Origin of the sequence: Pseudomonas sp. MIL9, from assembly GCF_016887925.1 — a bacterium.
Lineage (GTDB): Bacteria > Pseudomonadota > Gammaproteobacteria > Pseudomonadales > Pseudomonadaceae > Aquipseudomonas > Aquipseudomonas mohnii.
Genome location: NZ_JAFEHE010000025.1, coordinates 42,128 through 64,470 on the forward strand (window position 1 = coordinate 42,128; position 22,343 = coordinate 64,470).

Annotated in this window: 25 protein-coding genes and 1 pseudogene; 11 read left to right on the forward strand and 15 right to left on the reverse strand. The window is 55.7% G+C overall.

All coding sequences use genetic code 11. The features are described from left to right. Window positions 1–20: 20 nt before the first annotated feature. The 6 genes from JQF37_RS24590 to JQF37_RS24615 are packed head-to-tail and all read right to left on the reverse strand — an operon-like array spanning window position 21 to window position 3,633. On the reverse strand, window positions 21–527 hold the full coding sequence (locus tag JQF37_RS24590) for a cyclin-dependent kinase inhibitor 3 family protein (protein WP_130209114.1): 507 nt from the start codon (window positions 525–527) through the stop codon (window positions 21–23). Window positions 528–540: 13 nt separating this feature from the next. After that, entirely contained in the window at window positions 541–1,245 is a 705-nt protein-coding gene (gene arsH / locus JQF37_RS24595; RefSeq protein ID WP_189340440.1) for an arsenical resistance protein ArsH, read from the reverse strand. 16 nt (window positions 1,246–1,261) lie between these two features. Continuing rightward, window positions 1,262–2,323 (reverse strand): ACR3 family arsenite efflux transporter, encoded by a 1,062-nt coding sequence (gene arsB / locus JQF37_RS24600; RefSeq protein ID WP_130209110.1) that lies wholly within the window; start codon window positions 2,321–2,323, stop codon window positions 1,262–1,264. Window positions 2,324–2,339: 16 nt separating this feature from the next. After that, on the reverse strand, window positions 2,340–2,810 hold the full coding sequence (locus tag JQF37_RS24605) for an arsenate reductase ArsC (RefSeq protein WP_130209109.1): 471 nt from the start codon (window positions 2,808–2,810) through the stop codon (window positions 2,340–2,342). A 45-nt stretch (window positions 2,811–2,855) separates the two neighbouring features. Continuing rightward, window positions 2,856–3,212 (reverse strand): metalloregulator ArsR/SmtB family transcription factor, encoded by a 357-nt coding sequence (locus JQF37_RS24610; RefSeq protein ID WP_130209107.1) that lies wholly within the window; start codon window positions 3,210–3,212, stop codon window positions 2,856–2,858. Window positions 3,213–3,219: 7 nt separating this feature from the next. Beyond that, complete coding sequence (locus JQF37_RS24615) at window positions 3,220–3,633, reverse strand: arsenate reductase ArsC (RefSeq protein WP_130209105.1); 414 nt, start codon at window positions 3,631–3,633, stop codon at window positions 3,220–3,222. A 266-nt stretch (window positions 3,634–3,899) separates the two neighbouring features. On the opposite strand from JQF37_RS24615, the gene JQF37_RS24620 reads away from it, so the two are divergent. The 5 genes from JQF37_RS24620 (at window position 3,900) to JQF37_RS24640 (ending at window position 8,941) form a co-directional block, all read left to right on the forward strand. Further along, the gene (locus tag JQF37_RS24620) at window positions 3,900–4,094 is read left to right on the forward strand and encodes a hypothetical protein (protein ID WP_223272698.1); all 195 of its coding nucleotides are present in this window, start codon (window positions 3,900–3,902) and stop codon (window positions 4,092–4,094) included. A 150-nt stretch (window positions 4,095–4,244) separates the two neighbouring features. Then, the gene (locus tag JQF37_RS24625; protein ID WP_130209103.1) at window positions 4,245–4,592 is read left to right on the forward strand and encodes a metalloregulator ArsR/SmtB family transcription factor; all 348 of its coding nucleotides are present in this window, start codon (window positions 4,245–4,247) and stop codon (window positions 4,590–4,592) included. 38 nt (window positions 4,593–4,630) lie between these two features. Then, on the forward strand, window positions 4,631–5,713 hold the full coding sequence (locus tag JQF37_RS24630) for an NAD(P)/FAD-dependent oxidoreductase (protein WP_130209101.1): 1,083 nt from the start codon (window positions 4,631–4,633) through the stop codon (window positions 5,711–5,713). Window positions 5,714–5,925: 212 nt separating this feature from the next. Then, entirely contained in the window at window positions 5,926–6,444 is a 519-nt protein-coding gene (locus JQF37_RS24635) for an arsenate reductase (azurin) small subunit (protein ID WP_130209099.1), read from the forward strand. 13 nt (window positions 6,445–6,457) lie between these two features. Next, window positions 6,458–8,941, forward strand: coding sequence for an arsenate reductase (azurin) large subunit (locus JQF37_RS24640; RefSeq protein WP_130209097.1), 2,484 nt, complete (start codon window positions 6,458–6,460; stop codon window positions 8,939–8,941). Between the two features lie 126 nt (window positions 8,942–9,067). Here JQF37_RS24640 and JQF37_RS24645 read toward each other — a convergent pair whose 3' ends face one another. The 3 genes from JQF37_RS24645 to JQF37_RS24655 are packed head-to-tail and all read right to left on the reverse strand — an operon-like array spanning window position 9,068 to window position 11,500. Then, window positions 9,068–10,426 carry an NAD(P)-binding domain-containing protein gene (locus tag JQF37_RS24645; RefSeq protein ID WP_130209095.1) on the reverse strand — a complete coding sequence of 453 codons (1,359 nt, stop codon included), beginning with the start codon at window positions 10,424–10,426 and terminating at the stop codon, window positions 9,068–9,070. A 15-nt stretch (window positions 10,427–10,441) separates the two neighbouring features. Then, window positions 10,442–10,945, reverse strand: coding sequence for an arsinothricin resistance N-acetyltransferase ArsN1 family A (locus JQF37_RS24650; RefSeq protein WP_130209093.1), 504 nt, complete (start codon window positions 10,943–10,945; stop codon window positions 10,442–10,444). Between the two features lie 57 nt (window positions 10,946–11,002). Continuing rightward, window positions 11,003–11,500 (reverse strand): MarR family transcriptional regulator, encoded by a 498-nt coding sequence (locus JQF37_RS24655; RefSeq protein ID WP_130209091.1) that lies wholly within the window; start codon window positions 11,498–11,500, stop codon window positions 11,003–11,005. Between the two features lie 196 nt (window positions 11,501–11,696). Between JQF37_RS24655 and JQF37_RS24660 the strand changes: the two genes are divergently transcribed. Further along, window positions 11,697–12,836, forward strand: a complete 1,140-nt coding sequence (locus tag JQF37_RS24660; protein ID WP_130209089.1) for an MFS transporter — start codon at window positions 11,697–11,699, stop codon at window positions 12,834–12,836. Between the two features lie 522 nt (window positions 12,837–13,358). Here JQF37_RS24660 and JQF37_RS24665 read toward each other — a convergent pair. Both JQF37_RS24665 and JQF37_RS31525 read right to left on the reverse strand, forming a co-directional pair. Then, entirely contained in the window at window positions 13,359–13,562 is a 204-nt protein-coding gene (locus JQF37_RS24665) for a DUF1289 domain-containing protein (RefSeq protein ID WP_189340437.1), read from the reverse strand. Window positions 13,563–13,625: 63 nt separating this feature from the next. Then, a pseudogene (locus JQF37_RS31525) lies at window positions 13,626–13,751 on the reverse strand (hypothetical protein); the annotation flags it as partial. Between the two features lie 142 nt (window positions 13,752–13,893). Between JQF37_RS31525 and JQF37_RS24675 the strand changes: the two are divergent. Further along, window positions 13,894–14,478, forward strand: a complete 585-nt coding sequence (locus JQF37_RS24675) for an LssY C-terminal domain-containing protein (RefSeq protein WP_223272697.1) — start codon at window positions 13,894–13,896, stop codon at window positions 14,476–14,478. Window positions 14,479–14,542: 64 nt separating this feature from the next. Here the strand turns inward: JQF37_RS24675 and JQF37_RS24680 are convergent, their stop codons facing one another. Both JQF37_RS24680 and JQF37_RS24685 read right to left on the reverse strand, forming a co-directional pair. Then, window positions 14,543–15,088 carry a hypothetical protein gene (locus tag JQF37_RS24680; RefSeq protein WP_130209085.1) on the reverse strand — a complete coding sequence of 182 codons (546 nt, stop codon included), beginning with the start codon at window positions 15,086–15,088 and terminating at the stop codon, window positions 14,543–14,545. Window positions 15,089–15,442: 354 nt separating this feature from the next. Further along, window positions 15,443–16,186 carry an SDR family oxidoreductase gene (locus tag JQF37_RS24685; protein ID WP_130209083.1) on the reverse strand — a complete coding sequence of 248 codons (744 nt, stop codon included), beginning with the start codon at window positions 16,184–16,186 and terminating at the stop codon, window positions 15,443–15,445. 138 nt (window positions 16,187–16,324) lie between these two features. On the opposite strand from JQF37_RS24685, the gene JQF37_RS24690 reads away from it, so the two are divergent. Further along, entirely contained in the window at window positions 16,325–17,224 is a 900-nt protein-coding gene (locus JQF37_RS24690; RefSeq protein WP_189340436.1) for an AraC family transcriptional regulator, read from the forward strand. Between the two features lie 88 nt (window positions 17,225–17,312). Beyond that, window positions 17,313–17,687: a hypothetical protein gene (locus JQF37_RS24695; protein WP_130209081.1), complete on the forward strand. Its 375-nt coding sequence runs from the start codon at window positions 17,313–17,315 to the stop codon at window positions 17,685–17,687. A 61-nt stretch (window positions 17,688–17,748) separates the two neighbouring features. Here the strand turns inward: JQF37_RS24695 and JQF37_RS24700 are convergent, their stop codons facing one another. Beyond that, window positions 17,749–18,609, reverse strand: a complete 861-nt coding sequence (locus JQF37_RS24700; RefSeq protein WP_275424145.1) for a GGDEF domain-containing protein — start codon at window positions 18,607–18,609, stop codon at window positions 17,749–17,751. Window positions 18,610–18,660: 51 nt separating this feature from the next. On the opposite strand from JQF37_RS24700, the gene istA reads away from it, so the two are divergent. Both istA and istB read left to right on the forward strand, forming a co-directional pair. Further along, complete coding sequence (istA, locus tag JQF37_RS24705; RefSeq protein WP_050481613.1) at window positions 18,661–20,175, forward strand: IS21 family transposase; 1,515 nt, start codon at window positions 18,661–18,663, stop codon at window positions 20,173–20,175. A 17-nt stretch (window positions 20,176–20,192) separates the two neighbouring features. Then, window positions 20,193–20,948 carry an IS21-like element helper ATPase IstB gene (istB, locus tag JQF37_RS24710; protein WP_050481612.1) on the forward strand — a complete coding sequence of 252 codons (756 nt, stop codon included), beginning with the start codon at window positions 20,193–20,195 and terminating at the stop codon, window positions 20,946–20,948. Here istB and JQF37_RS24715 read toward each other — a convergent pair. Continuing rightward, window positions 20,945–22,243: a tyrosine-type recombinase/integrase gene (locus JQF37_RS24715; RefSeq protein ID WP_204149776.1), complete on the reverse strand. Its 1,299-nt coding sequence runs from the start codon at window positions 22,241–22,243 to the stop codon at window positions 20,945–20,947. The genes istB and JQF37_RS24715 overlap by 4 nt on opposite strands. Window positions 22,244–22,343 lie beyond the last annotated feature (100 nt).

Consider the following 22,343-nt stretch of genomic DNA (forward strand, 5'->3'; position numbering starts at 1 on the left):
GGGCTGCAGCCTGCGGATAGTTACGACTTGGCGACGTCGAATTGGCTGATGTAGTTGATATGTGCAAGGTGCTGAATCGCACGCGGACGCAGCGCTTGAACTTCGCTTACTGCTTGGCGGAATGGCACGCCGCACTCGATCAGTAGCTGTGCTGCGATCAAGCCAGTACGACCCGAGCCACCTTTGCAGTGGATGGCGATATTTTTTCCTTCGGTGAGCAATTGCTTGATCTGCTCACGGTTAGCCTCCCAGGCAGCCTGAAACGGCTCAGCAGGTGCTTGATCATCTTCCACAGGCAGGTGAAACCACTCGATGCCGTGCTGTTGGCATTGCTCTGGCAGATTCTCGACTTCGTTTTGACTCAACTCTTCAGTGGGCATCAGCGTCAGCAAAGCCGAAGCACCCGCTTCCTTCAGAGAGTCCAGTGCCTCGGCGACTGACGTGTCTTTGGTTCCAGGGCAAGGCGTAAAGATCAGTTGGCCCTGCACAGTCGCTGTAGTGAGCACGGAGTACGGATGTTTGTGCACGATCAGGCGTCCTTCAGATAGAGCGTTGATTAACGCGTTTGGAGAGCTCTTCCGCCGATTCCTTGCGCTCGGAATAGCGGTCGACCAAGTACTCCTGCCGCTCGCGCAGCAGCAATGTGAACTTCACCAGCTCTTCCATTACGTCCACAACACGGTCGTAGAATGAGGATGGCTTCATGCGCCCGGCCTCGTCGAACTCCAGGTAAGCCTTCGGCACCGAGGACTGGTTAGGGATGGTGAACATACGCATCCAGCGACCCAGCACACGTAGCTGGTTGACCACGTTGAAAGATTGCGAGCCACCACAAACCTGCATCACCGCCAGCGTCTTGCCCTGAGTTGGGCGCACCGCGCCCATGGTCAAAGGAATCCAGTCGATCTGCGCCTTGAACACCGCGCTCATCGAGCCGTGGCGCTCAGGGGAGCACCAGACCTGACCTTCTGACCAGAGCACCAGTTCGCGTAGCTCCTGTACTTTGGGGTGGCTGTCCGGCACGTCATCTGGCAACGGCAGCTCAGATGGATTGAAAATGCGTGTTTCTGCGCCGAGGTGCCGCAACAGGCGCGCAGCTTCTTCGGTCAGCAGGCGGCTGAACGAGCGCTCGCGAGTCGAGCCGTAGAGCAGCAGGATGCGCGGCTTGTGTGTGGCCGACAACGTACTGCCGAGCTTATCGAGAGTCGGGAGATCGACCAGTTCGGCGTCGAGGTTGGGGATCATTTCTTCAGTCACAAATTTACTCCTGAACGAGGGCGCCCTTTGAATGATCGAACCAGCGGTGCTTGAGCCAGAGGGCCACGCTAACCAGGGAGATCAGCACCGGTACTTCCACCAGCGGGCCAATCACCGTGGCAAAGGCCACCGGCGAGGCGAGGCCGAAAGTCGCGATGGCCACAGCTATGGCCAGCTCGAAGTTGTTGCTGGCAGCGGTAAAGGCCAGTGCGGTGGTGCGTGGATAGTCAGCGCGGAGCAGCTTGCCCATCCAAAAACTGATGAAGAACATCACCACGAAGTAGATGGTCAGCGGGATGGCGATGCGCAACACATCCAATGGCAATTGCAGCACCATGTTGCCCTTGAGGCTGAACATCGCGACGATGGTCAGCAGCAGTGCGACCAGCGTCAAAGGGTTGATACGCGGAATGAAGCGTTGGCTGTACCAAGTCTCGCCTTTGCGACTGATGAGGATCTTGCGCGTAAAGAAACCAGCCAGGAATGGGATGCCCAGGTAGATCAGCACGGACTCGGCGATACTGACAAAGTTGGTGTCAATCACGCTGCCCTGTAGACCGAACAGCGGCGGCAGCAGACCAAGAAAGATCCATGCATACACACTGAAGAACAGGATCTGGAAAATGCTGTTGAAGGCCACTAACCCGGCGACGTATTGATTATTGCCGCCCGCGATCTGATTCCACACCAGAACCATGGCGATGCAGCGTGCCAGACCGATGAGGATCAGCCCGGTCATATACTCCGGCTTGTCGGCGAGAAACACGATGGCCAGTACGAACATCAGCACTGGGCCGATCACCCAATTCTGGATCAGCGACAGCGCGAGAATGCGCTTGTCCTTGAACACCTCTTGGAGCTCTTCGTATTTCACCTTGGCCAGTGGCGGATACATCATCACGATCAGGCCAATGGCAATGGGGATATTGGTCGAACCCACCGAAAGGCTGTCAAGCCAGGCCGGCAGCCCCTCGAACAGATTACCCAAGCTGACACCAATCGCCATGGCGAGAAAGATCCAGGCCGTCAGATAGCGATCCAGAAAAGAAAGACGGCTTTTACTCATCGTCATGTCTCCAGTGTCAGAGGGTGCCGATCAGGGCCAGCTCGGCCTTGATTTGTTCGGTACTTAACTGCTTGAGCGGTAAAGCCAGGAAGGCCTCAATTCGGGTTCTGATCTGTTCCAGAGTGGCCTCGAAAGCGGCCTCGATCTCTTCTTGAGTCCCTTGGTATTCCGAAGGGTCTGCTAAGCCCCAGTGGGCCTTAGTGGCTGGCCCGAAAAACACCGGGCAGGCTTCGCCGACAGCCTTGTCACACACCGTGATGACGAAATCAGGTGCCAGGTTCTCGTAGACATCGCTGGACTTGCTGTAGAGCCCCGCAGTTGAGACTTCAGCTTTTTTCAGTGTTTTCAAGCTCAGCGGATGCACTTCACCCTTCGGCTGGCTGCCAGCGCTGAACGCTTGCATATCCGCTGGAGCCAAATGATTAAACATGGCCTCACAAAGAATGCTGCGGCAGCTGTTGGCGGTGCAAAGAAACAGAATCTTCATCGGGCTATCTCGTAAAGGCCGAGCGCTGCTCAGGCAAGTGTTAACTCAGCAGCAAACGGCAAGGCGCTGAGGACGATCACCCATCACGTCGAGGCGTTTGGCGTCGGGACTAAGCCAATGTTGGTTGGCGTCAAGAGTGGTTTTCAGTACGGCGATCACCCAGTCCGGCAGACTGGAATGCAGGCGGTAATACACCCATTGACCTTGCCGGCGATCTTCCAGCAAACCGCAATTGCGCAGTTGCGCCAGGTGCCGGGAGATTTTCGGTTGGCTCTCATCGAGTGCGCAGGTCAGTTCACAAACGCACAGCTCTTGCTCACGGGTGATGAGCAACATCAGACGAACGCGAGTTTCGTCAGCCAAGCATTTGAATACGGTGGTCGGTGTCAGATGGTCAGCCATAGGGGTCTCAACGTTTGTTTTTGACCAACACGAACATCTTGATGCGTTCATGGATCTCGTGAAGGGTGTGACGAAATGCGTCGTGCTTGGTGCTGGTTACCGGATCTTCGAAGTTCCAGGCCAGCACCTCTCCGGCGCCTAGAAGGGCATGACATTCCAGAGACGACTTATCGCACAGCGTGATGACGTAATCGAAGCGCTCTCCCGCAAACTCATCGATAGACTTGCTGTACAACCCTTCGGTACTCACACCTAGGTGCTGAAGTGCTCCCAAGGTACGGGGATCGATCTCGCCAGGCGCAGTACCGGCACTGAAGGTGTCGAATCGCTCTGAATCAGTGTGCCGCAGCAGCGCTTCAGCCAGCTGCGAGCGGGCAGCATTAGCCACACAAACAAATAGCACGCGGGTCTTGTCGGTCATTGCCAAGTCTCGGAGAGGATATGGTTTGACGAATATATGGTTTTACGAATATCCAGTAAAGCACTAACGCCAGTTTCTGACTGAGAAGCTGATTCACTAAGATGATATTGACAACAAATTAGGAGCATAAGCGCAAGCGCCGGTCATTTCTCAGCAGGTTCCGCCCTATAACATCTGGTTAGTCGCATATCCGTATTTTGTAATTAATCTGTCATCACAGTGGCTTTAGGCTCCCCCACACCTCAACCTCAAGCAGGAACCTTGCGATGAACAAACTGCCCCTGACCGCGATGCTACTCACCAGCCTGTTCGCCAGCGCTACATTCGCAAGTCAATACGACAAGCCAGGCTTCATTACCGAGGTCGAAGATGGTCGACTTTGGGTATTCCGCGAAGGCTCCAAAGAACTGGTGAGCCTGCCAAACAGTTCTCCGACATCGGTACTGGCCCGAACGGAATGACGGTGAAATCGGCTGCTGAAAAAACCCTGAAAGACTATCTACAGACCATTAAGAAATAAGCTGTAGTGGCACTGCTCTCTACTGAAAGAGGCAGTGCCACCCTCCAAACGGGACTTTACATGTGCATCAACATGCACATATATTCTCGGCATGAACGCTACCACCAACCGATCACAAGCCATTGAGTCTGCCATTGAGTCTCTCGACGGCACATTTTTCAAAGCCCTCTGCGAGCCGCCAAGAGTCGCTGTGCTAAAGCGCGTGATGCAATTAGGTCGCGCAGATGTCACCGCGATTGCGGCTGATCTACCCCAGGAGCGTTCGGTAGTATCTCGTCATCTTCAGGTTCTGCTGGACGCCGGGATCGTGCGCGCCACTAAGGTGGGACGTCAGATGTTCTATGAGGTGGATGGCCCAGCCATCGTCAAGCGACTGGAGGACATCCTCCATCACACCAAGAGCATTGCTTTATTGTGCTGCCCAGACGGATCTCGCTGATCTTTTTCTTACCTTAATATGTGTATAAGTGCGCACACATGAACACAAAAGATCACCCATACGATGTTGTCGTAATAGGCGCAGGGCAGGCAGGGCTGGCCTGTGGCTGGCATTTGAAACAACAGGAACTCGACTTCCTGATCTTGGATGAGCAGCAGCAATCTGGTGGTAACTGGCGCAACTATTACGAGAGCCTCGAACTGTTCTCGCCGGCAGCATACTCCTCACTACCGGGGCTGCCGTTTCCTGGAGAGCCGGGGCACTACCCCTCCCGAGATGAAGTAGTACGCTACCTAGAGCAGTACGCCAGTTTCTTCCAGTTGCCGATTCTTCCAGGGATACAGGTCATAACGGTGGATCAGAAAGCTGGGGGGTTCCAAATAGTGGCTGCCAATGGGCAACGCTTCTTTACCAGGGCACTGGTCGTGGCGTCAGGGGCATTTAGTCGCCCCTTTACCCCGGACATTCCGGGGCTCGAAAGTTTCCGGGGCGTTCAACTTCACAGCGCCAAGTATCGAAATACACATGCGTTCAGAGGGCAACGTATCGTGGTCATTGGCGCGGCGAACTCGGCAGTGCAGATAGCTTACGAGCTAGCCACGGTTGCCGAAGTCACGCTGGCCACACGCGAGGCGATTCGATTCTTTCCGCAGAAACTACTCGGCGCAGATTTCCATGCCTGGCTGAAATGGACAGGCCTAGAAAGAACCCGCTGGCTCAATGATCAGAGCACGCCGGTACTCGATGACGGTACTTATAAAAAGGCGCTGAAGTCGGGCCTTTTCAATCAGCGGTCGATGTTCGAGCAAGTAATCCCAACCGGGGTTGTTTGGGCGGATGGTCAGCAGGAAGCCGTCGATTGTCTGTTATTCGCCACTGGGTTCCGCCCAAATATTGCCTTTCTTGAAGACTTGGCGGTAACGGATGATCGGGGGAGGCTCATGCAGCGTGATGGACAAGCGCTCCATGTTCCAGGACTGTACTTTGTGGGTCTACCAAAGCAGCGCAATTTCGCCTCAGCAACCCTCAGAGGGGTGGGGCCTGACGTTGAGGTGATCCTCCCGCATTTGTTACGCCATCTGCACTCCACAGGCAATGAACCGGTGGCCGCTGCGCAGTAATAAACAACTAAAGCAATAAAGCACCATTCAAATTGCGTCTCCATTGACCCGAGCTTTGCATTGCCGTTGATCGGCAATACGACTTCACTCGAGATCTAAGCCGTTTTGGCCACAAAAAAGGCTTTTCTATCCTATGCTGTTTAGGTTGAACCTATAGCTGCTTACGACACAGACAGGGCCGACTGCATCGCAAGCGTCATGCGGAGGCAGAGATGACATCCATTTCCAGAAGAACCTTCTTGAAGGTGGGCGGCGGCGTTGCTGCGAGCGCGGCCTTCGGGGTGCCCGATTTAACTCAAGCCGCAACGTCAACTCCTGCGGTAGAGGGGCGAGTCAATCTCCCGTACCAGATGAAAGCGATCAGCAAAGCGCAGAAATTGCAGGTCAACACACCAGTGTCATTTTCCTACCCCGATGCCGCCTCACCTTGTACATTGATCAAAATGGGCGCTCCTGTTCCAGGCGGCGTCGGCCCGGATCGCGATATTGTCGCCTACAGCATCCTATGCACTCACATGGGCTGCCCGGTTGCCTATGACGCAGAGAGGAGATTGTTCAAGTGCCCCTGCCATTTCAGCATCTTTGATCCTGAGAATGCTGGTCAGATGGTGTCCGGCCAAGCTACCGAGAACCTGCCAAGCGTAGTACTCGAATACAACCCCAAAGACGATTCGGTACGTGCAGTCGCCGTCGAAGGGTTGATCTACGGACGTCAGTCCAACCTCCTGTGACAAGGAGATTAAAATGGCAACTAACAAAGATCGTGTGGCGCTCCCGCCTCCAGGAGCCCAAAAGTCCAACCTTACCTGCCACTTTTGTATCGTGGGATGTGGTTATCACGTTTACAAATGGCCGGAGAGCCAGGAGGGCGGGCGGGCACCCGATGAAAATGCGCTCGGGCTCGACTTTCGCAAGCAGTTGCCGCCTCTGGCCGTCATCATGACCCCGGCAATGCAAAACACGATCACCGACAAAGACGGCAAGCGCTACAACATCATGATCGTGCCGGACAAACAGTGCCTGGTGAACCAAGGGTTGTCGTCCACGCGGGGTGGTCAACTGGCTAAAGTCATGTACACCCCCGATGGAGTGGGCAAGGAGCGGTTGCGCAGTCCACGCGTCTATGTGGCTGACCAGTGGGTAGACACCAATTGGGATGATGCGCTGGCACTTTATGCCGGCGTGACCAAGAAGATTCTCGATAATGACGGGCCAGGTGTTCTCGCCTTTGACTGTTTCGATCACGGAGGCGCTGGAGGCGGGTTTGAGAATACCTGGGGCACCGGCAAGTTGATGTTCACTGCCTTGAAAACACCACTGGTGCGCATCCACAACCGCCCAGCCTATAACTCTGAGTGCCACGCTACCCGCGAGATGGGCATTGGCGAACTCAACAACAGCTACGAAGACGCCGAGTTGGCTGATGTCATTGTTGCCATCGGCTGCAACTCATACGAAACCCAAACCAACTATTTCTTGGCGCACTGGCTGCCCAACTTGCAGGGGCTGACGGTCGACAAACGTAAGCAGCGCTTTCCTGGTGAGAGTGTCGCCCCTGCGAAAGTGATTTTTGTTGACCCCCGCAGGACGCCCACGATCTCTGTGGCCGAACAAGCGGCAGGCAAGGACAACGTGCTTCACCTCGATATCGAACCAGGATCGGATATCGCTCTGTTCAACGGCCTGTTGACCTACGTGGTTGAACAAGACTGGCACGACAAAGAATTTATCTCAGCCCATACCAAAGGGTTCGATCAGGCACTTCAAGCCAACAAGCTGTCGCTTGAAGAAACGAGCCGTATCACTGGCGTTTCGGTAGATAAACTCAAGCTTGCCGCTGAATGGGCTTACAAACCCAAAGCTTCGGGTCACCACCCCCACACCATGCATGCGTACGAAAAAGGGATTATCTGGGGTAATGACAACTACCTCATCCAGTCCGCCCTGGTCGACCTGGTGCTGGCAACCCATAACGTGGGACGACGGGGTACAGGTGTAGTGCGTATGGGTGGGCATCAGGAGGGGTACACACGTCCTCCCTATCCAGGCAACACTAAGATCTACGTGGATCAGGAGATCATCAATGGCAAGGGCATGATGTACACGGCATGGGGAGCCAACCCGTTCCAGACCACGCTCAATGCCGAACAACATCGCACGGTCATTCTGCGACGCGCCAATATTGTCAGAGAAGCCATGGCCAATGTCCGTGGCGGTTCAACCACGCAGATGGTCGATGCCATCTACGATGCGGTGAAAACTAAAGGCGGGCTTTTCCTTGCCAATATCAACCTCTACCCCACCAAACTGGCAGAGGCCGCGCACGTGATGCTGCCGGCAGCCCATCCAGGTGAGATGAACCTCACCTCTATGAATGGGGAGCGCAGGATGCGGCTATCGGAAAGATTTATGGATCCTCCGGGTTCGGCAAAACCAGACTGCCTGATCGCGGCGGCCATCGCCAATACCCTTCAGCAGATGTATCTCGCCGAAGGAAAACAGGAAATGGCGGCGCGTTTTACAGGGTTCGACTGGAAAACCGAGGAGGACGCCTTCAATGATGGTTTTCGTATGGCCGGCCAAGCCGGTGCTGGCCCAATCGACAGTCAGGGAGGCATCACGGGCAATCTTGTCACCTACGAACGGTTGAGAGCCATGGGCAACAATGGAGTCCAGTTACCTGCCAAAGAATACCGAGATGGCAAACTGATCGGCACAGAAATGCTCTACACCGATTACAAGTTCGATACTCCGGACGGCAAGGCTGAGTTTAAACCCTCGACGTGGCCAGGGTTGCCAAAGCCGGTGGCTGAGCAGAAGGAAAAATACCAGTTCTGGGTCAATAATGGGCGCATCAACGAGGCGTGGCAAACGCTCTACCACGATCAATACAACGATTTCGTGAAGCGGCGTGTGCCGATGGCATATCTGGAAATCAACCCTGACGATGCCCAAGCGTTGGCTATCGCATCCGGGGATGTGGTCGAGGTCTTCAACGACTACGGCTCGTCCTATGCGCTGGCCTACCTGGAGCCGGATATAAAGCATAACCAGACGTTTATGCAGTTCGGTCATTTCAACGGCGTGATGGGCGATTTGACCACGCCATGGACAGACCGAAACGTAATCCCATATTACAAAGGGACGTGGGCGAACATTCGCCGCATCGGGAGAGTGGAGGAATTCAAGGAGAAGATCAGCTTCAAGTCACGAAGGTTTAATGTGTAACTACGGTTGCACAATCCTATAGGCCAAGCCTCCATGCCCTACTTGAATGGGCATGGGGGCAGTTAGCCAGGCAGAGGTCTGGTCGAATGCAAATGCCTAGTTGAGTGCATGCAACTTCACGCACAGTTACGAGCAGCAGGAACCCTTCAACGCAGGCGTAACTTCGGCAACCTTATCCGAATCGGTGCAGCAACTTGGCTCGCAACAGCCAGAGTTTGCCGCTCGGTCGCAGCACTCAGAATCATCGAATTGCGTGCTGCACACGCCTGTCTCTGGCAAGACCAATTCAACTCGCTTGGCCGCATCCCAATCACCGGCCAGCGCCGCTACCACCGAACGCACCTGCTCATAGCCTGTCAGGAGCAGGAAAGTCGGGGCACGGCCATAGCTCTTCATTCCTACGATGAAAGTTCCTTCATCGGGGTGAGCTAGCTCAACGGCACCATGTGGGCGAACAGTGCCGCAACTATGCTTATTCGGATCAATCAGTGGAGCAAGATGAATGGGGCTCTGAGTCGCTGAATCCAGCGCCAAGCGCAGTTCGGCAAGTAGCCCCAACTCCGGTCGGAAGCCCGTTGCGACCACGACCTCATCCACCACCGGGAGAGCTTGACCGCCCGCCTCAACAACGATGCCATGGTCAGTTGCAACAACCCTGTCGATGGCGATGTTGGTGAATAGCTCAATGGCCCCATCGTTCAACAGCTTGCGAATCCCCTGCCCTAGTTTCCCCCGTTCCTCCAGTTTGTCGTTTGCCCCTCCGCCCAATATGCGATCCAAAGAGGAGCCGCGAATCACCCAGAAAATCTTCGTGCCAGGCTCCTGGAGGGCAAGCCGGGCCAAGTCTTGCAAGACGTTGAAGGCAGAGTGGCCGCTGCCAACCACCATGACTCGCCGATTTGCATAGCGTTGCCGTTCACTACTAAGCACTTCGGGAATGCCATAAGCGATACGGTCAGCCAACTCCTTTTCGCCCAAGGCAGGAATACCATGTGCACCCATCCAATTTGGCGAGCGGAACGTGCCCGATGCATCTATGACGGCGCTGGCCAACGCATCTTTTTCGCCCTCTGGAGTTCTGACTCGCAACAGAAATGGTGCAGCCGCACGGCTCTTCGTCTTCATGACGTCCTGGCCAAGCCGAGTCACCGCCAAGACTTCGATATTCAGGCAAAGGTGTCTATTCAGGGTCGGCAGCGCGGCAAGTGGATACAGGTACTGATCCAGCAGTTCACGTCCAGATGGATAAGTGTCTTCAGCAGGCGCCACCCATCCGTGAGCCGAAAGCAGCTTGGCAGCCTGCTTGTCGATGTTGAATCCCCATGGAGAGAACATCCGCACATGCGCCCATTTTTCGATGCTTGCGCCTGCATTGGGCCCCGCCTCGAAGATCAAGGGAGTCAGTCCCCTCGCGATGGCATGGCAGGCTGCAGCTAGCCCTACGGGGCCGGCACCTATGATCGCAACAGGAAGTGTACTGTCCATGGCTGACTCCTCACGTTATTGCGGCTGATTGGTAGGAATTAGATGCTCGACGATTACACAATCGAGCCACCGCCCCTCGAGGCAAGCATGTTTTTCGTACACACCCACCTCCCGAAATCCACACGAACGGCACAACGCCAAGCTGGCCGCATTAAAGGTAAAGATACGAGAAAGCACCTTCCAAAATCCTCGAACCTGGGCCTCGTCCAGTAGCGCTTGAAGTAAGACTCTTCCTAACCCCTGGCCTCGAATGCTCCGATCCAGATAGATCGAGAAATCTGCGATACCGTCGTAACAGGCGCGGAAGCGGTAACTACTCAAACCTGCCCAAGCAACCACCTCATCTGCATCGCTGACCATTACCAGGGTCGGGTAGCGCTCCATCAAGGCGACGCGCTCAAGCATGTCCTCTGGCCTGCGCGGCGTCGTCTCAAATGTGGAGCTTCTCTCCTCAATACCTTGGTTGTAGATGTCAGCTATTGACGCAGCATCCCTGACTTCAGCGAATCGAATGCGCATGCTTAAACCCTTAAAGTTGGTAGTAACAACATTCTAGATAAAAAAGGGGCTTCCCCCTCATTTCACTTCAGGCACCGACGGGCAGCAGCCACTGACCAGGCCACAGCGAATCTCAGTCGCTCGAGTGATTTGTTTCAGCAAGCGCAACGCGCCTTGCCGCGCTTCGGGTGACAAGTGTTCGATCATTGCCCGCTCTTCAGCTATCAGGTCAGCGCGGATCTTTTGGTAAAGCTCATGACCAGATTCAGTAACCTCAACCTGAACTGCGCGACGATCCTCGCTGTCTTCCACCCGCGACACATAGCCTTTGCGTTCAAGCGTATCGACCACCCGGCTCGCGGTGCTTTTATCCAGGAACATCTCTTCTGCCAACGCTTGTAGGCGGAGTCGGCCCCTTTTGACCAAAGTCTCAATGGCATAGCACTGCGTGACCGAAACGTCATAGCAGCAGATGCGATCCCGGTCGCGGAACTGATACACCCGGACGAGCTGGTTCAAGGCTTCGTATAGATCCTCGGAGTCTTGAGTCAGCTGGTCTTTTTTTCGCTTTGCCATGGTCGCCACAAATTAGTTGTTATGTGCAACGATAGTCCCGACTTCAGGAAATGGTCAACCGCTCCTTCATTTTGATTGACGACGCTGCATCGGTGTAGCTAATTTGTTGCACCTAACAACTAAAATGGGCTCGCACCTTGTGAGTTATCCAATCAGCCGCCCTCACACAATCAACCGAACTGGGTTGGTCTGGGCGATGGGCATCGCACAGATACTGGCGTGGAGTACAACGTACTATTTGCCTGCAGTCCTTGCGACGCCGATTGCACGAGATATGGGATGGTCAATTACCAGCACTGTAGCCGGACTATCATGGGGTCTGTTGGTCGCAGGGGCTTGCTCTCCTATGGTCGGGAGGCAGATAGATCGGCATGGTGGCCGTCCCGTCCTGGCAACCAGTTCGATACTGATCTCACTGGGACTGCTGCTGATGGGCATTGCTAGCAACCTGGGCATCTACTACCTGGCCTGGACATTCATTGGCGTCGCCATGGCTGCCGGACTGTATGACGCTGCCTTCTCGACTCTCGGACGTCTATTCGGAGAAAGTGCACGGACTTCAATGACCGGTCTTACTCTGTTGGGTGGCTTCGCGAGCACTTTGGGCTGGCCACTGATAGCCGGTCTTGAGCAGCAGATTGGCTGGAGATACAGCTGTGTGGCGCTAGCTGCAACTCACTTGGTCATTGGATTGCCAATTCATCTCTTTGTAATTCCGAAGAGTGAGAGTATTTCGAATAGCGGAACTACGCCTATCCGTGATCCCTCCACCACCACTGCCCACCACACAAAATCCTATAATCGTCTCTTCCTGCTACTGGCTACCCTTCTGACATTCCAGTCGCTGGTTGTTTCTTCGATTTCTGTCCATTTGCTTGATGTGCTGAAGCTGCTCGGCATCGCTACGGCGACTGCACTGGCCATCGGTATGATGATCGGGCCATCTCAAGTAATAGCCCGACTTGCGGAGTTTTCCGTAGGGCGAAATTTTCATCCGACCACCTCCGCCAAGGCCGCGATACTGCTAAGCGGGATAGGAATCGGGTTACTGATACCGGCCATTCCATCGCTGGCATTCGTTGCAATGGCGCTGTACGGCGCTGGAAATGGGATTCTGACCATTGCACGTGGGACGCTACCACTGGCTCTCTTTGGGCAAGATGGCTACGGTACTCGCATGGGCTTATTGGCCCGTCCAATGCTGGTCGCACAGGCCGTAGGCCCTGTGGCAGCTGCTGTTATTCTGGACAAACTCGGCTCAACACCTTTGCTCGTTGTGATGTGTGTTCTAGCGACGGCAAGCCTCATCGCCAGCTTCGGCCTTCCGTCAAAGTAAACAGTTGATTGAGGGGAAGAGTCCAACTTAAGTCGAAAGCAATTCGTTTTGGCCGGTAGGCCTGCCATCTAAAGCCAAAAGCTTAGGAAACTGCTCTGTCTCTCGATTTTTCTCCATCCTCCTAGCCGACAAAAAGAGCTCTCAACTAGCCCCTTTGTTTGTACTCAAACTTTTGTTGCGACCTAGAACAATTCGGATGCCAGGCCCTTCCTGCCTTTTGAAGGCTCAATTTGTACATTTATTACTAAGTCACCAGTGAAAAATTGGTATTAGCTTCATTCACTCGTACGACGCCTTTCCGAGCGAAGACACCCTCCTCCTATCGTAGTGAATCATCGATTCAACACTGGTATTCTCGCCGCCACGTTCGCCAATCATTAAGGGATGAAGGCGAAAATAGAAGCCCCGAAGTCGCGAACCTTCGGGGCTTTGCTTTTTTGTATCACTGTCACCGTAATTGGTCACCGCGAATACCACCGCGCAACTCGCAGCATCAGCTCGCCTAAGCATACCCAAAGAGGCTTAAGCATTCTTTTTTTGCAGGCTTTTCAGACGCTGAGCAGCTCGCTGCACCGCAGCCATCTTTTCTGGCCGTTTCATGCGCTTCCATTTTTTGATGTCCTCCTTGGTACGACCACAGCTCAGGCACAGTTGACTATTCAGTTGGCAAACGGAAATACAGGGGTTTGGCTCAACGCCTCCAACTTGGCGCCCTAGGTAGGACAGTCCGAGCAGCGCCAGCCAAGCCGATCCGAATGCCAATCCCCCAATAACGTCTGAAAACCAATGAGCACCGAGGTAGAGGCGCGAGGAGGCAATCAGAAATATCAGGATTGCTGCGCCGAGAGCGACCATGAGGCGCCATGCCGGGTGGAGATCACGCGCGATGAGAAATGCGAGGAAACCGTAGAGCACGACATTGACCGTGCTATGGCCACTAGGGAAGGGCCTACTCGCCGCCGGATGTTCGGCACTGATTCTCGTCGGAGGACTCAATATCTACCGTAGCCATGCCACCGATATCGACCGCTATGCTGTCAAAGCAACGACTCCATCCATGACCGCCACCGATTGGTGGGCGTCGGGTTGGCAGCAAGTGCCAGTACGACGAATTGACCTCACGGGCGAAACAAATGAGCCACTGTCGTTCCAGTGGGCCGGTAGCCTGGAGGACTTGCGAGCCGTCCTGCAGAACCACGCTTGGCACGAGTCGGCGGACTGGACACCGTTGAACGCTCTGAATTGGATTACTGTTCAGACCGCCCCAGCGGCTCTTCCGGTCATTCCACTTTTCGCCAGTGGTCGCCTCCCCAGTCTGACGCTCGTTCGATCAAGTAGTGACAACCCACTAAGCAGCTCGCGTCTCGTGCTTCGAGTGTGGGTCGTCGATTTCGAGCTTACAAACGAACGGACTTCATCGCTTTGGGTGGGCTCGGTTGTCGAGGAGCGTTTTTATCATCCCCTGTCCCTCATCACGTTGACGTCGACACAGCCTGGTGTGAATGAACCACGAAGCACGTTGGCTGCCGCTTTTGACGAAGGAAGACTTCTTCCTCGCCCCCCGGGAACAGCAAATGGTGATTGGGATGGTGAAGTCCTGTTAGCTCGTCACGGTAAAACACAGAAATCGATGTCCGATTGATAGCGCCGAACGTGGACTAGCAGGAACATCGCCGATATTGACGTCTTTCGGCTTACGGCAGAAATTATTTACCTTGCACCACTCGAACATGTGCATGGCTGATGGCTTTGTAGACGTGAATCAATCTTAAAAGCGGCCACCAGTCATATAGAAAAATCTGCAGCGGTCGCCACATTGCCACCCAACCAACGATCATCAGACTTTCGCGCGCTATGCCGACCACAGCGCCAGTACCAAGTTGGCCAATGACATCCACTGCAATCAGGCAAAGGGTAACAAAGGCGATGCCGATCACCAGGCTAATGCGGCCATCTCGAAGGAGGTGTTTTAACTCACTGCGTGTGAGGCCTGCCTTATGATCAAAGTAATTGTGGATTGCCTCGATCATGATCGCACTTGGATCGCCCTCTGCTGGTAGGTGCTCAAGGTGGATTGTGATACGAAGCCGGCTGTCCGACGGAAATTCCGCCGCCCAACTCTCAATGAACGCTTCAGCTTCGCGATCGAGATCCTTATTAAGAAAAGGTGTCGGATCCATCGAGTTAAACAACTGCCCAAGCTCGCGTACCCGAAGTTGAAGGTGATGCTCTGGGGATGTTTTTTTTCTCATGGCACTTACCGATTGTCATGCATTGGCAGTTTCGGGGGGCGCGATTCGCTTTCGCTGCGCCTCAGTCCTTACGCAGCGCTCTGACCGCCGCAGGCATCACCGTCAAACCCTAGCTCCAATTTATCTAAAGCCTGCAGATGAACAGCCGGCGACGATGACCTGTATCCAAGAACGCTGAGTTTAGCTCCGCCGAAATAAACTGACTCAGGGCGATTGCACTCACGGAATCATGACCACAGCAACACCTGCTTGCCGCGAAACGGCCTTACTGTCCAAGCGTACCGAAAAGCCCACTTACTTGATTGAAGTCAACTCTGCAACGGCCTGGATGGTGCCTCGCAATCATGTACTGATTCAGATGAAATAGCCGCCCGCGACTTCGATCGATTGAGCATTGATCCAGCCCCCGTCTTCGGATAGCAGCATGGCGATCACGCGCGCAACATCCTGCGGTTCGCCAACCCGCCCAAGAGCGGTTTGCGAGGAGAGCAATACTTCGAGTTCATCATTCAAACCGCCGCCCAGTTCTGTGCGAATCGCCCCCGGGGAAACAGAGTTGACCCGGATACCCCGATTAGCAAACTCCTTGGCCATGTAACGGGTCAGCACCTCGAGTCCGCCTTTGAAGGCGGCATAGGGCGCCACGCCGGAAGTGGCAACGCGTGTGGTTGCAGAGGTCAGATTCACGATGCTGGCGCCCTCGCCCATCAATGGCAGCAAAATTTGCGTGAGGAAAAAAGGGCCTTTGAGGTGGACGCTCGACAAATCATCAAACTGCGCTTCTGTGACCGAGTCCAGCGGATTGAACAGACCGTGTCCGGCGTTATTGACCAGCCCGGCGAGGGTTTCCACGCCCCAGACTGCCTGCAGGTTTTTTTGCACTGCTGCGTGGAATCGACCGAACTGGCTGACATCCGCAACATTCAACTGCAGCGCCACAGCTTTGCCGCCCGCTGCCTGAATACGTTCGACCAAGGCGGAGGCCGCCTCGGCGTTGGTGTTGAAGGTGAGGATGACGCCCATGCCACGCTGAGCACAGTGCTCGGCGGTGCTGGCGCCGATGCCGCGACTGCCGCCGGTAATAACGATAACGCTCATGCGCTGCTCCAATGTCCTTGAGGTGAGCCACCACAGTAGCCATCTGCTGCAGCGTGAGCGCAGCGGTTCCTACTCGAAACCTGCCTGTTTCTGCTTTTCGCTTGCTTGGACGTAGTCGCCTGAGTTCAGATGATCACCATGAAAACCCAACTGACTGAACTGCGCACCCTGGCGAGTCGAGCCGAAAACCGCCGCACGGAAACCGGTATCCCGCGCGTGGCCATGGTTCAGGGAGAAATCCCCGAGCACCTGCTGGCTGCCGTATACGAACCGATGATTAATCTGATTCTGCAAGGCAGCAAATCGATGACGATCGCCGACCGTACGCTGAGCTATGACCCTGCGACCTATTTCGTCATGTCCATCGAACTGCCCGCCGTCGGCCAGGTTTACCCCTCTGCTGCCGGCGAACCTTACCTCGCGGTCAGTCTGACCCTTGATCCGGTTGTCTTGACGACGCTACTGGCCGACCTGCCCAAACCGCTCGGACAACACGAAAAGGATGCCGGTTTTTCGGTTGCCGCCGTCACCCCCGAACTGATGGATGCCTGGGTGCGTATGCTGCGTTTGATGGGGCATCCTGAGGAAATCGCCGCACTTGCACCGGTTTACGAACGGGAGATTCTGTACCGAGTCCTGCAAGGCCCGCATGGATGGATGTTGCGCGATATCGCATTGCCCGATAGCGCCATTGCCCGGGTCAACCTGGCGATTCAGCGCATTCGCCAGGACTTCGCCGAGCCGATCCGGGTCGACGACTTAGCACAGCTTGCGTCGATGAGCGTGTCAGCCTTCCACCGCCACTTCAAAGCCGTCACGGCGTTGAGTCCGTTGCAGTATCAGAAACGGGTTCGCCTGCTACAGGCACGAACGCTGATGGTAGCAAGTGCCAAAAGCGTTACCAGCACCGCGTTCGAAGTAGGCTATGAAAGTGCTACCCAATTTAGTCGGGACTACGCACGGGTGTTCGGTTTACCACCATCGCGAGATGCGGTTCGGATTTTCAAGGAAATTCGAAGCAGCGCAATTCGCTGCTGAACTTTTTTAGTCTTTCGTGTGCGCTTTTCTCGAATCTCGCCAAAGGATGTCGACTTAGTCTTGGCGCCCTCCAGATGGAAAATGTATTTTGCCGCCTGGCACGGTCGTTGGCATCACCAGAGATTACGAATACTCAGCTCAGGTGACGGCGCTCCAAACCTCAGGGGTGGTGTTCGAGAACTCACTCTCGGACTTAACAAGCCTGCAAAAACTCGCTGCTCGTCGTTTTCAGGCGGTATTGGTGATGAACAATGACCTGGAGGTTAGGAATCAAAAAGCCAAACAATCGGGCACCGAGGATGTAGTGCGCTTCGCCTTCAATTGCGGAGTGGAAAACTCAACAATTGGCTTTAGCTTGGCCCACCCAGAAGGATTGCGGGCGCTGGAGATGTACGACGAGGGCTATCATCGCATCGAGGCCAACGGCGCCCTCAAGGATATTCACATGCGCTGGTTTCCTTAGCTTCATTGGCCTTGTTCATACGATTGCGGTGTTCGGAAGCTACGTAGTATGGGTAACCATCTCAAGCTTCAGGGGACTCGGTCATCGCCACTCCTTTACGCCCCAGTTGTTTAACGCCATACATGGCCTGATCAGCCGCTTTCAGCAACGAACCCAGACTTTGGCCATGATTGGGGCACAGAGAGACGCCGATACTGCACGACAGTGATAGCTCTCCAGCGCTTGTCGCTACTGTCTGCTCAATGGCTTCCAGCACCCTCTCAGCGTACTGCTCAGCACTCTCTGGGTTAATAAGATCCGTGATCAGAATCACGAATTCATCTCCACCGTAGCGTGCGACGGTGTCACAAGAACGAGTGACCTGAAGCATGCGATTCGCGACAGCTTTGAGAACCTGGTCGCCGACCTCATGGCCATGCTTATCGTTAATGTCCTTGAAATGATCCAGATCGATCAACAGTACGGCAAACGCAGTCCCACTCGATGTCCAGTTTGAGAGGGCCTGATCAAAACGATCGACGAAGAGGTAGCGATTCGGCAGTTGGGTTAGAACATCATGGGTCGCGAGATAAGCCGAGCGCTCGTGTTCAACCTCGGCTCTTTCAATCGCTTTGAAATGCCGAATCAACACTACAGGCATCAATACGAATGCCCCCGCGAGAACAGCAAGAATTATCAATGTTTCCGCAGTCAGAATGTCCCCAAAACGCAACTGACGCTCAAACAACAAGGTCATCGGTTGTGAAACACTCCCGATCTCGACTTTGTCTGCGGATTCCACGGTCATCTGGCCACCCATTCCATGAGCATCTGACCACCGATTCCACGCTGATCCGGCCACCCATTCCACGCGCATCCGGCCACTGATTCCACGGCCATCCGGCCACTCAACCGGGTAGGCAGCTACGCAGGATTTCTTCACTACCATCGACCTCTTTTTCGAAGCAGAGAGGTCGTCGTGGAGCGTTTATCCATGCGTAAGATTCGCGAAGTACTACGTCTCAAGTTCGAGGTCGGACTATCGGCTCGCCAGATTGCGGTCAGCGTGCAGGTCGGTCGTGTCACCGTCGGCGACTACCTCAATCGTTTTGCCGCCAGCGGCCTCACCTGGCCCTGTTCGCTGTCCGATGCCGAGTTGGAGCAGCAACTGTTCCCGCCGGCCCCGGCGGTTGCCAGTGAGAAGCGGCCTTTACCCGATTGGGCATGGGTGCATGCCGAACTGCGCCGCCCCGGCGTAACCCTGGCGCTGCTCTGGCAGGAGTACCGCCTGAGCCAGCCGCAGGGCTTTCAGTACAGCTGGTTCTGTGAGCACTACCGAGCCTGGCAGGGCAAGCTGGACGTGGTGATGCGTCAGGAGCACCGCGTCGGCGAGAAGCTGTTCGTCGACTATGCCGGCCAGACGGTGCCGGTGATCGATCGCCACAGCGGCGAGATCCGCCAGGCGCAGGTGTTCGTCGCGGTGCTTGGCGCGTCCAGCTACACCTTCGCCGAAGCCACCTGGTCACAGCAGCTGCCGGACTGGCTGGGCTCGCATACCCGTTGCTTCGCCTTCCTCGGCGGCGTGCCGGAGATCGTGGTGCCGGACAATCTGCGAAGTGCCGTGAGTAAGAGCCATCGCTACGAGCCGGACATCAACCCGAGCTACCGCGACCTGGCCGAGCACTATGGCGTGGCGGTGGTGCCGGCGCGGGCGCGCAAACCGCGCGACAAAGCCAAGGCCGAAGTCGGCGTGCAGGTGGTCGAGCGCTGGATCCTCGCCGCACTGAGGAATCGGCAGTTCTTCTCCCTGGAGGAACTCAACAGCGCTATCGCCGGGTTGCTGGAGCGGCTCAACCAACGCCCGTTCAAGAAGCTGCCGGGCTCCCGGCAGTCGGCCTTCGAAGCTCTGGATCGTCCGGCGCTGCGCCCCCTGCCGGAGCAACCCTACGTCTACGCCGAGTGGAAAAAGGCGCGGGTGCACATCGACTACCACGTCGAGGTCGATGGGCATTACTACTCGGTGCCGTATCAACTGGTGAAGAAGCAGCTGGAGGTACGGCTGACGGCGCGCACGGTGGAGTGCTTCCACGCCAACCAGCGAGTGGCCAGCCACCTGCGCTCAATGCACAAGGGCAGGCACAGCACGCAGGCCGAGCACATGCCCAAGAGCCATCGCGAGCATGCCGAGTGGACGCCGCAGCGGCTGATCCGCTGGGCCGAGCAGACCGGGCCGAACACGGCCGGCGTGATCAGCCACATCCTCGAACGGCGCATCCATCCGCAGCAGGGTTACCGGGCCTGCCTGGGCATCCTGCGCCTGGGCAAAACCCACGGCGAAGTGCGTCTGGAGTTGGCCTGCCGTCGCGCCATCAGCCTCGGCACGTGCAGCTACAAGAGCCTCGAATCGATCCTGCGCCAGGGGCTGGAAAACCTGCCGCTAGCTCAAACCAACCTGCCGCTACTGCCGGACGACCACGCCAACCTGCGCGGATCCGCCTACTACCACTGACCCCAAGGAAACTCACCATGCTGCCCCATCCGACCCTGGACAAGCTGCAAACCCTGCGCCTGCACGGCATGCTCAAGGCGCTGAATGAACAACTGAAAACCCCGGACATCGACAGCCTGAGCTTCGAAGAACGCCTCGGCCTGCTGGTCGACCGCGAGCTGACCGAACGCGACGACAAGCGCCTGAGCAGCCGCCTGCGCCAGGCCCGGCTCAAGCACAACGCCTGCCTCGAAGACATCGACTACCGTAGCCCGCGCGGACTGGATAAGGCGCTGATCCTGCAACTGAGCAGTGGCCAGTGGCTGCGCGACGGCCTCAACCTGATCATCGGCGGCCCCACCGGTGTCGGTAAAACCTGGCTGGCCTGTGCCCTGGCCCACCAGGCCTGCCGGGCCGGCTACCGCGTGCGTTACCTGCGCTTGCCGCGCCTGTTGGAAGAGCTGGGCCTGGCCCATGGCGACGGGCGCTTCGCCAAGCTGATGAACAGCTACGCCAAGACCGACCTGCTGATCCTCGACGACTGGGGCCTGGCCCCGTTCACCGGTGAGCAACGGCGCGACATGCTGGAGCTACTGGACGACCGTTACGGCCAGCGCTCGACCATCGTCACCAGCCAGATGCCGGTGGACAACTGGCACGAACTGATCGGCGATCCGACCCTGGCCGATGCCATCCTCGACCGCCTGGTGCACAACGCTTATCGGATCAATCTGAAGGGTGAATCAATGCGCAAACGGACGCAGAAATTGACGACGCCGAGCACCTCGGACTAACAATGCCACCCCTGCGTCGCTGCGCTCCGACTGCCCGGCCGGATGGCCGTGGAACAGGTGGCCAGATGGCCGTGGAATGCCTGGCCAGATGAGCGTGGACTGGGTGGCCGGATGGCGTGGAATCCGCATTTGGACTCGGCGTCTTGGTTCGTGCCACAGATTGCATTGAGAAGGTTGGCGGGGACACGCGTGTACATTTCTGTGGTGCTCGGCTTCGAGTGGCCCAGCGCTTTCTGCAACATCACCTGGCGCTCTAATAAATCGTTGCCAAGATCCTTGCTGTTAAGTAGCGCGTATGCGTAGCCATGACGAAGCTTGTGCGGAGAAATTGGCTTCGCAAGCTTGAGATTACGAATTGCTCGCTTAGAAACACGGGAGAGCAAGGCACTGATTGAGTTGGGGGTATAGGGATGTCCATGAGCATTGAGGAATGCAGGTGCTTGGTCTTTGGGAAATTTTCGGCTGTGCCGCTTATAGATGGCAGAGGCGTGATAACGCTTAATACGCTCCAGAGTCGCCGGGCTTACGATGCTCAGCCGTTCTTTGATTTGATCGCCACCACCTTTGCTGCCATTGATATGAAGCAGGCAGTAGTTGGAAGGCGTGTCTATTGTCCTCGGATCAGCGCTGGACACGGCTTGGCCCAACCTGAGCGCTTCATCAATGGATGCCCGCATAACTCGAGGAACTTCGGATCGGCGCACCCCAGAATCAAAAATGAACTGAAGCAGGCACCGTTCACGCTCCAGTGAAGTCGACTCAATCAGTACCCTGAGGTCAGGCAGTGAGCAGGACTTTACCAACGTTGACTTTGGTGCGGGTGACATCAGGCCTGACGCATATGGGTCATCAGCCCGGAAAGCCGGGCGATCATCACGAGTAATACATAGGAAGCGAGAAATGAACGACTGAATGGATGCGTCCCTGTTACGAACAGTCTTAGATCCCAACTCAAGGCTCTGCATCTGGGACACGTATGCCCGGAGGATTGGCTGACCCACATGGAGGAATTTTTCGTCTCTCTCCCAAGCTGACAGCTCTCGCCGACCATTCAGGAAGTCCTGGCAGTACCCTAGGTTTCGCCCATAGGTCAGTGCAGTCTGCAAAGCGAATTTTTTCGTATCCAGCTTTTCGCTGAGAAAGGACGAGATCAGTGGCAGCAAGCGCTCATTTTCATCGAACACTCCTGCCCCAGTGACAGTCACAACCCCCTTAACACCCCCCATCTCGCCGTCCTCGTTGAGCATGGACTCACCGAGATCCAGAAATTTTCCTCTCACCGCAACTACCGTCATGACCCACCACCTTAGAAAAATCCCGCGCACTATACACAATGTGCATTTCTGTGTGGTCACGATAAATTATGGTTTTGGGCAATCTCCTCCTACCCAACCA

What these genes read in the sequence shown, in the direction of transcription:
- arsH (WP_189340440.1), bottom strand. Translation starts at nt 1,245, where the DNA reads ATGATCCCCAACCTCGACGCCGAACTGGTCGATCTCCCGACTCTCGAT.
- arsB (WP_130209110.1), bottom strand. Translation starts at nt 2,323, where the DNA reads ATGAGTAAAAGCCGTCTTTCTTTTCTGGATCGCTATCTGACGGCCTGG.
- JQF37_RS24605 (WP_130209109.1), bottom strand. Translation starts at nt 2,810, where the DNA reads ATGAAGATTCTGTTTCTTTGCACCGCCAACAGCTGCCGCAGCATTCTT.
- JQF37_RS24610 (WP_130209107.1), bottom strand. Translation starts at nt 3,212, where the DNA reads ATGGCTGACCATCTGACACCGACCACCGTATTCAAATGCTTGGCTGAC.
- JQF37_RS24615 (WP_130209105.1), bottom strand. Translation starts at nt 3,633, where the DNA reads ATGACCGACAAGACCCGCGTGCTATTTGTTTGTGTGGCTAATGCTGCC.
- JQF37_RS24620 (WP_223272698.1), top strand. Translation starts at nt 3,900, where the DNA reads ATGAACAAACTGCCCCTGACCGCGATGCTACTCACCAGCCTGTTCGCC.
- JQF37_RS24625 (WP_130209103.1), top strand. Translation starts at nt 4,245, where the DNA reads ATGAACGCTACCACCAACCGATCACAAGCCATTGAGTCTGCCATTGAG.
- JQF37_RS24630 (WP_130209101.1), top strand. Translation starts at nt 4,631, where the DNA reads ATGAACACAAAAGATCACCCATACGATGTTGTCGTAATAGGCGCAGGG.
- JQF37_RS24635 (WP_130209099.1), top strand. Translation starts at nt 5,926, where the DNA reads ATGACATCCATTTCCAGAAGAACCTTCTTGAAGGTGGGCGGCGGCGTT.
- JQF37_RS24640 (WP_130209097.1), top strand. Translation starts at nt 6,458, where the DNA reads ATGGCAACTAACAAAGATCGTGTGGCGCTCCCGCCTCCAGGAGCCCAA.
- JQF37_RS24645 (WP_130209095.1), bottom strand. Translation starts at nt 10,426, where the DNA reads ATGGACAGTACACTTCCTGTTGCGATCATAGGTGCCGGCCCCGTAGGG.
- JQF37_RS24650 (WP_130209093.1), bottom strand. Translation starts at nt 10,945, where the DNA reads ATGCGCATTCGATTCGCTGAAGTCAGGGATGCTGCGTCAATAGCTGAC.
- JQF37_RS24655 (WP_130209091.1), bottom strand. Translation starts at nt 11,500, where the DNA reads ATGGCAAAGCGAAAAAAAGACCAGCTGACTCAAGACTCCGAGGATCTA.
- JQF37_RS24660 (WP_130209089.1), top strand. Translation starts at nt 11,697, where the DNA reads ATGGGCATCGCACAGATACTGGCGTGGAGTACAACGTACTATTTGCCT.
- JQF37_RS24675 (WP_223272697.1), top strand. Translation starts at nt 13,894, where the DNA reads ATGACCGCCACCGATTGGTGGGCGTCGGGTTGGCAGCAAGTGCCAGTA.
- JQF37_RS24680 (WP_130209085.1), bottom strand. Translation starts at nt 15,088, where the DNA reads ATGAGAAAAAAAACATCCCCAGAGCATCACCTTCAACTTCGGGTACGC.
- JQF37_RS24685 (WP_130209083.1), bottom strand. Translation starts at nt 16,186, where the DNA reads ATGAGCGTTATCGTTATTACCGGCGGCAGTCGCGGCATCGGCGCCAGC.
- JQF37_RS24690 (WP_189340436.1), top strand. Translation starts at nt 16,325, where the DNA reads ATGAAAACCCAACTGACTGAACTGCGCACCCTGGCGAGTCGAGCCGAA.
- istA (WP_050481613.1), top strand. Translation starts at nt 18,661, where the DNA reads ATGCGTAAGATTCGCGAAGTACTACGTCTCAAGTTCGAGGTCGGACTA.
- istB (WP_050481612.1), top strand. Translation starts at nt 20,193, where the DNA reads ATGCTGCCCCATCCGACCCTGGACAAGCTGCAAACCCTGCGCCTGCAC.
- JQF37_RS24715 (WP_204149776.1), bottom strand. Translation starts at nt 22,243, where the DNA reads ATGACGGTAGTTGCGGTGAGAGGAAAATTTCTGGATCTCGGTGAGTCC.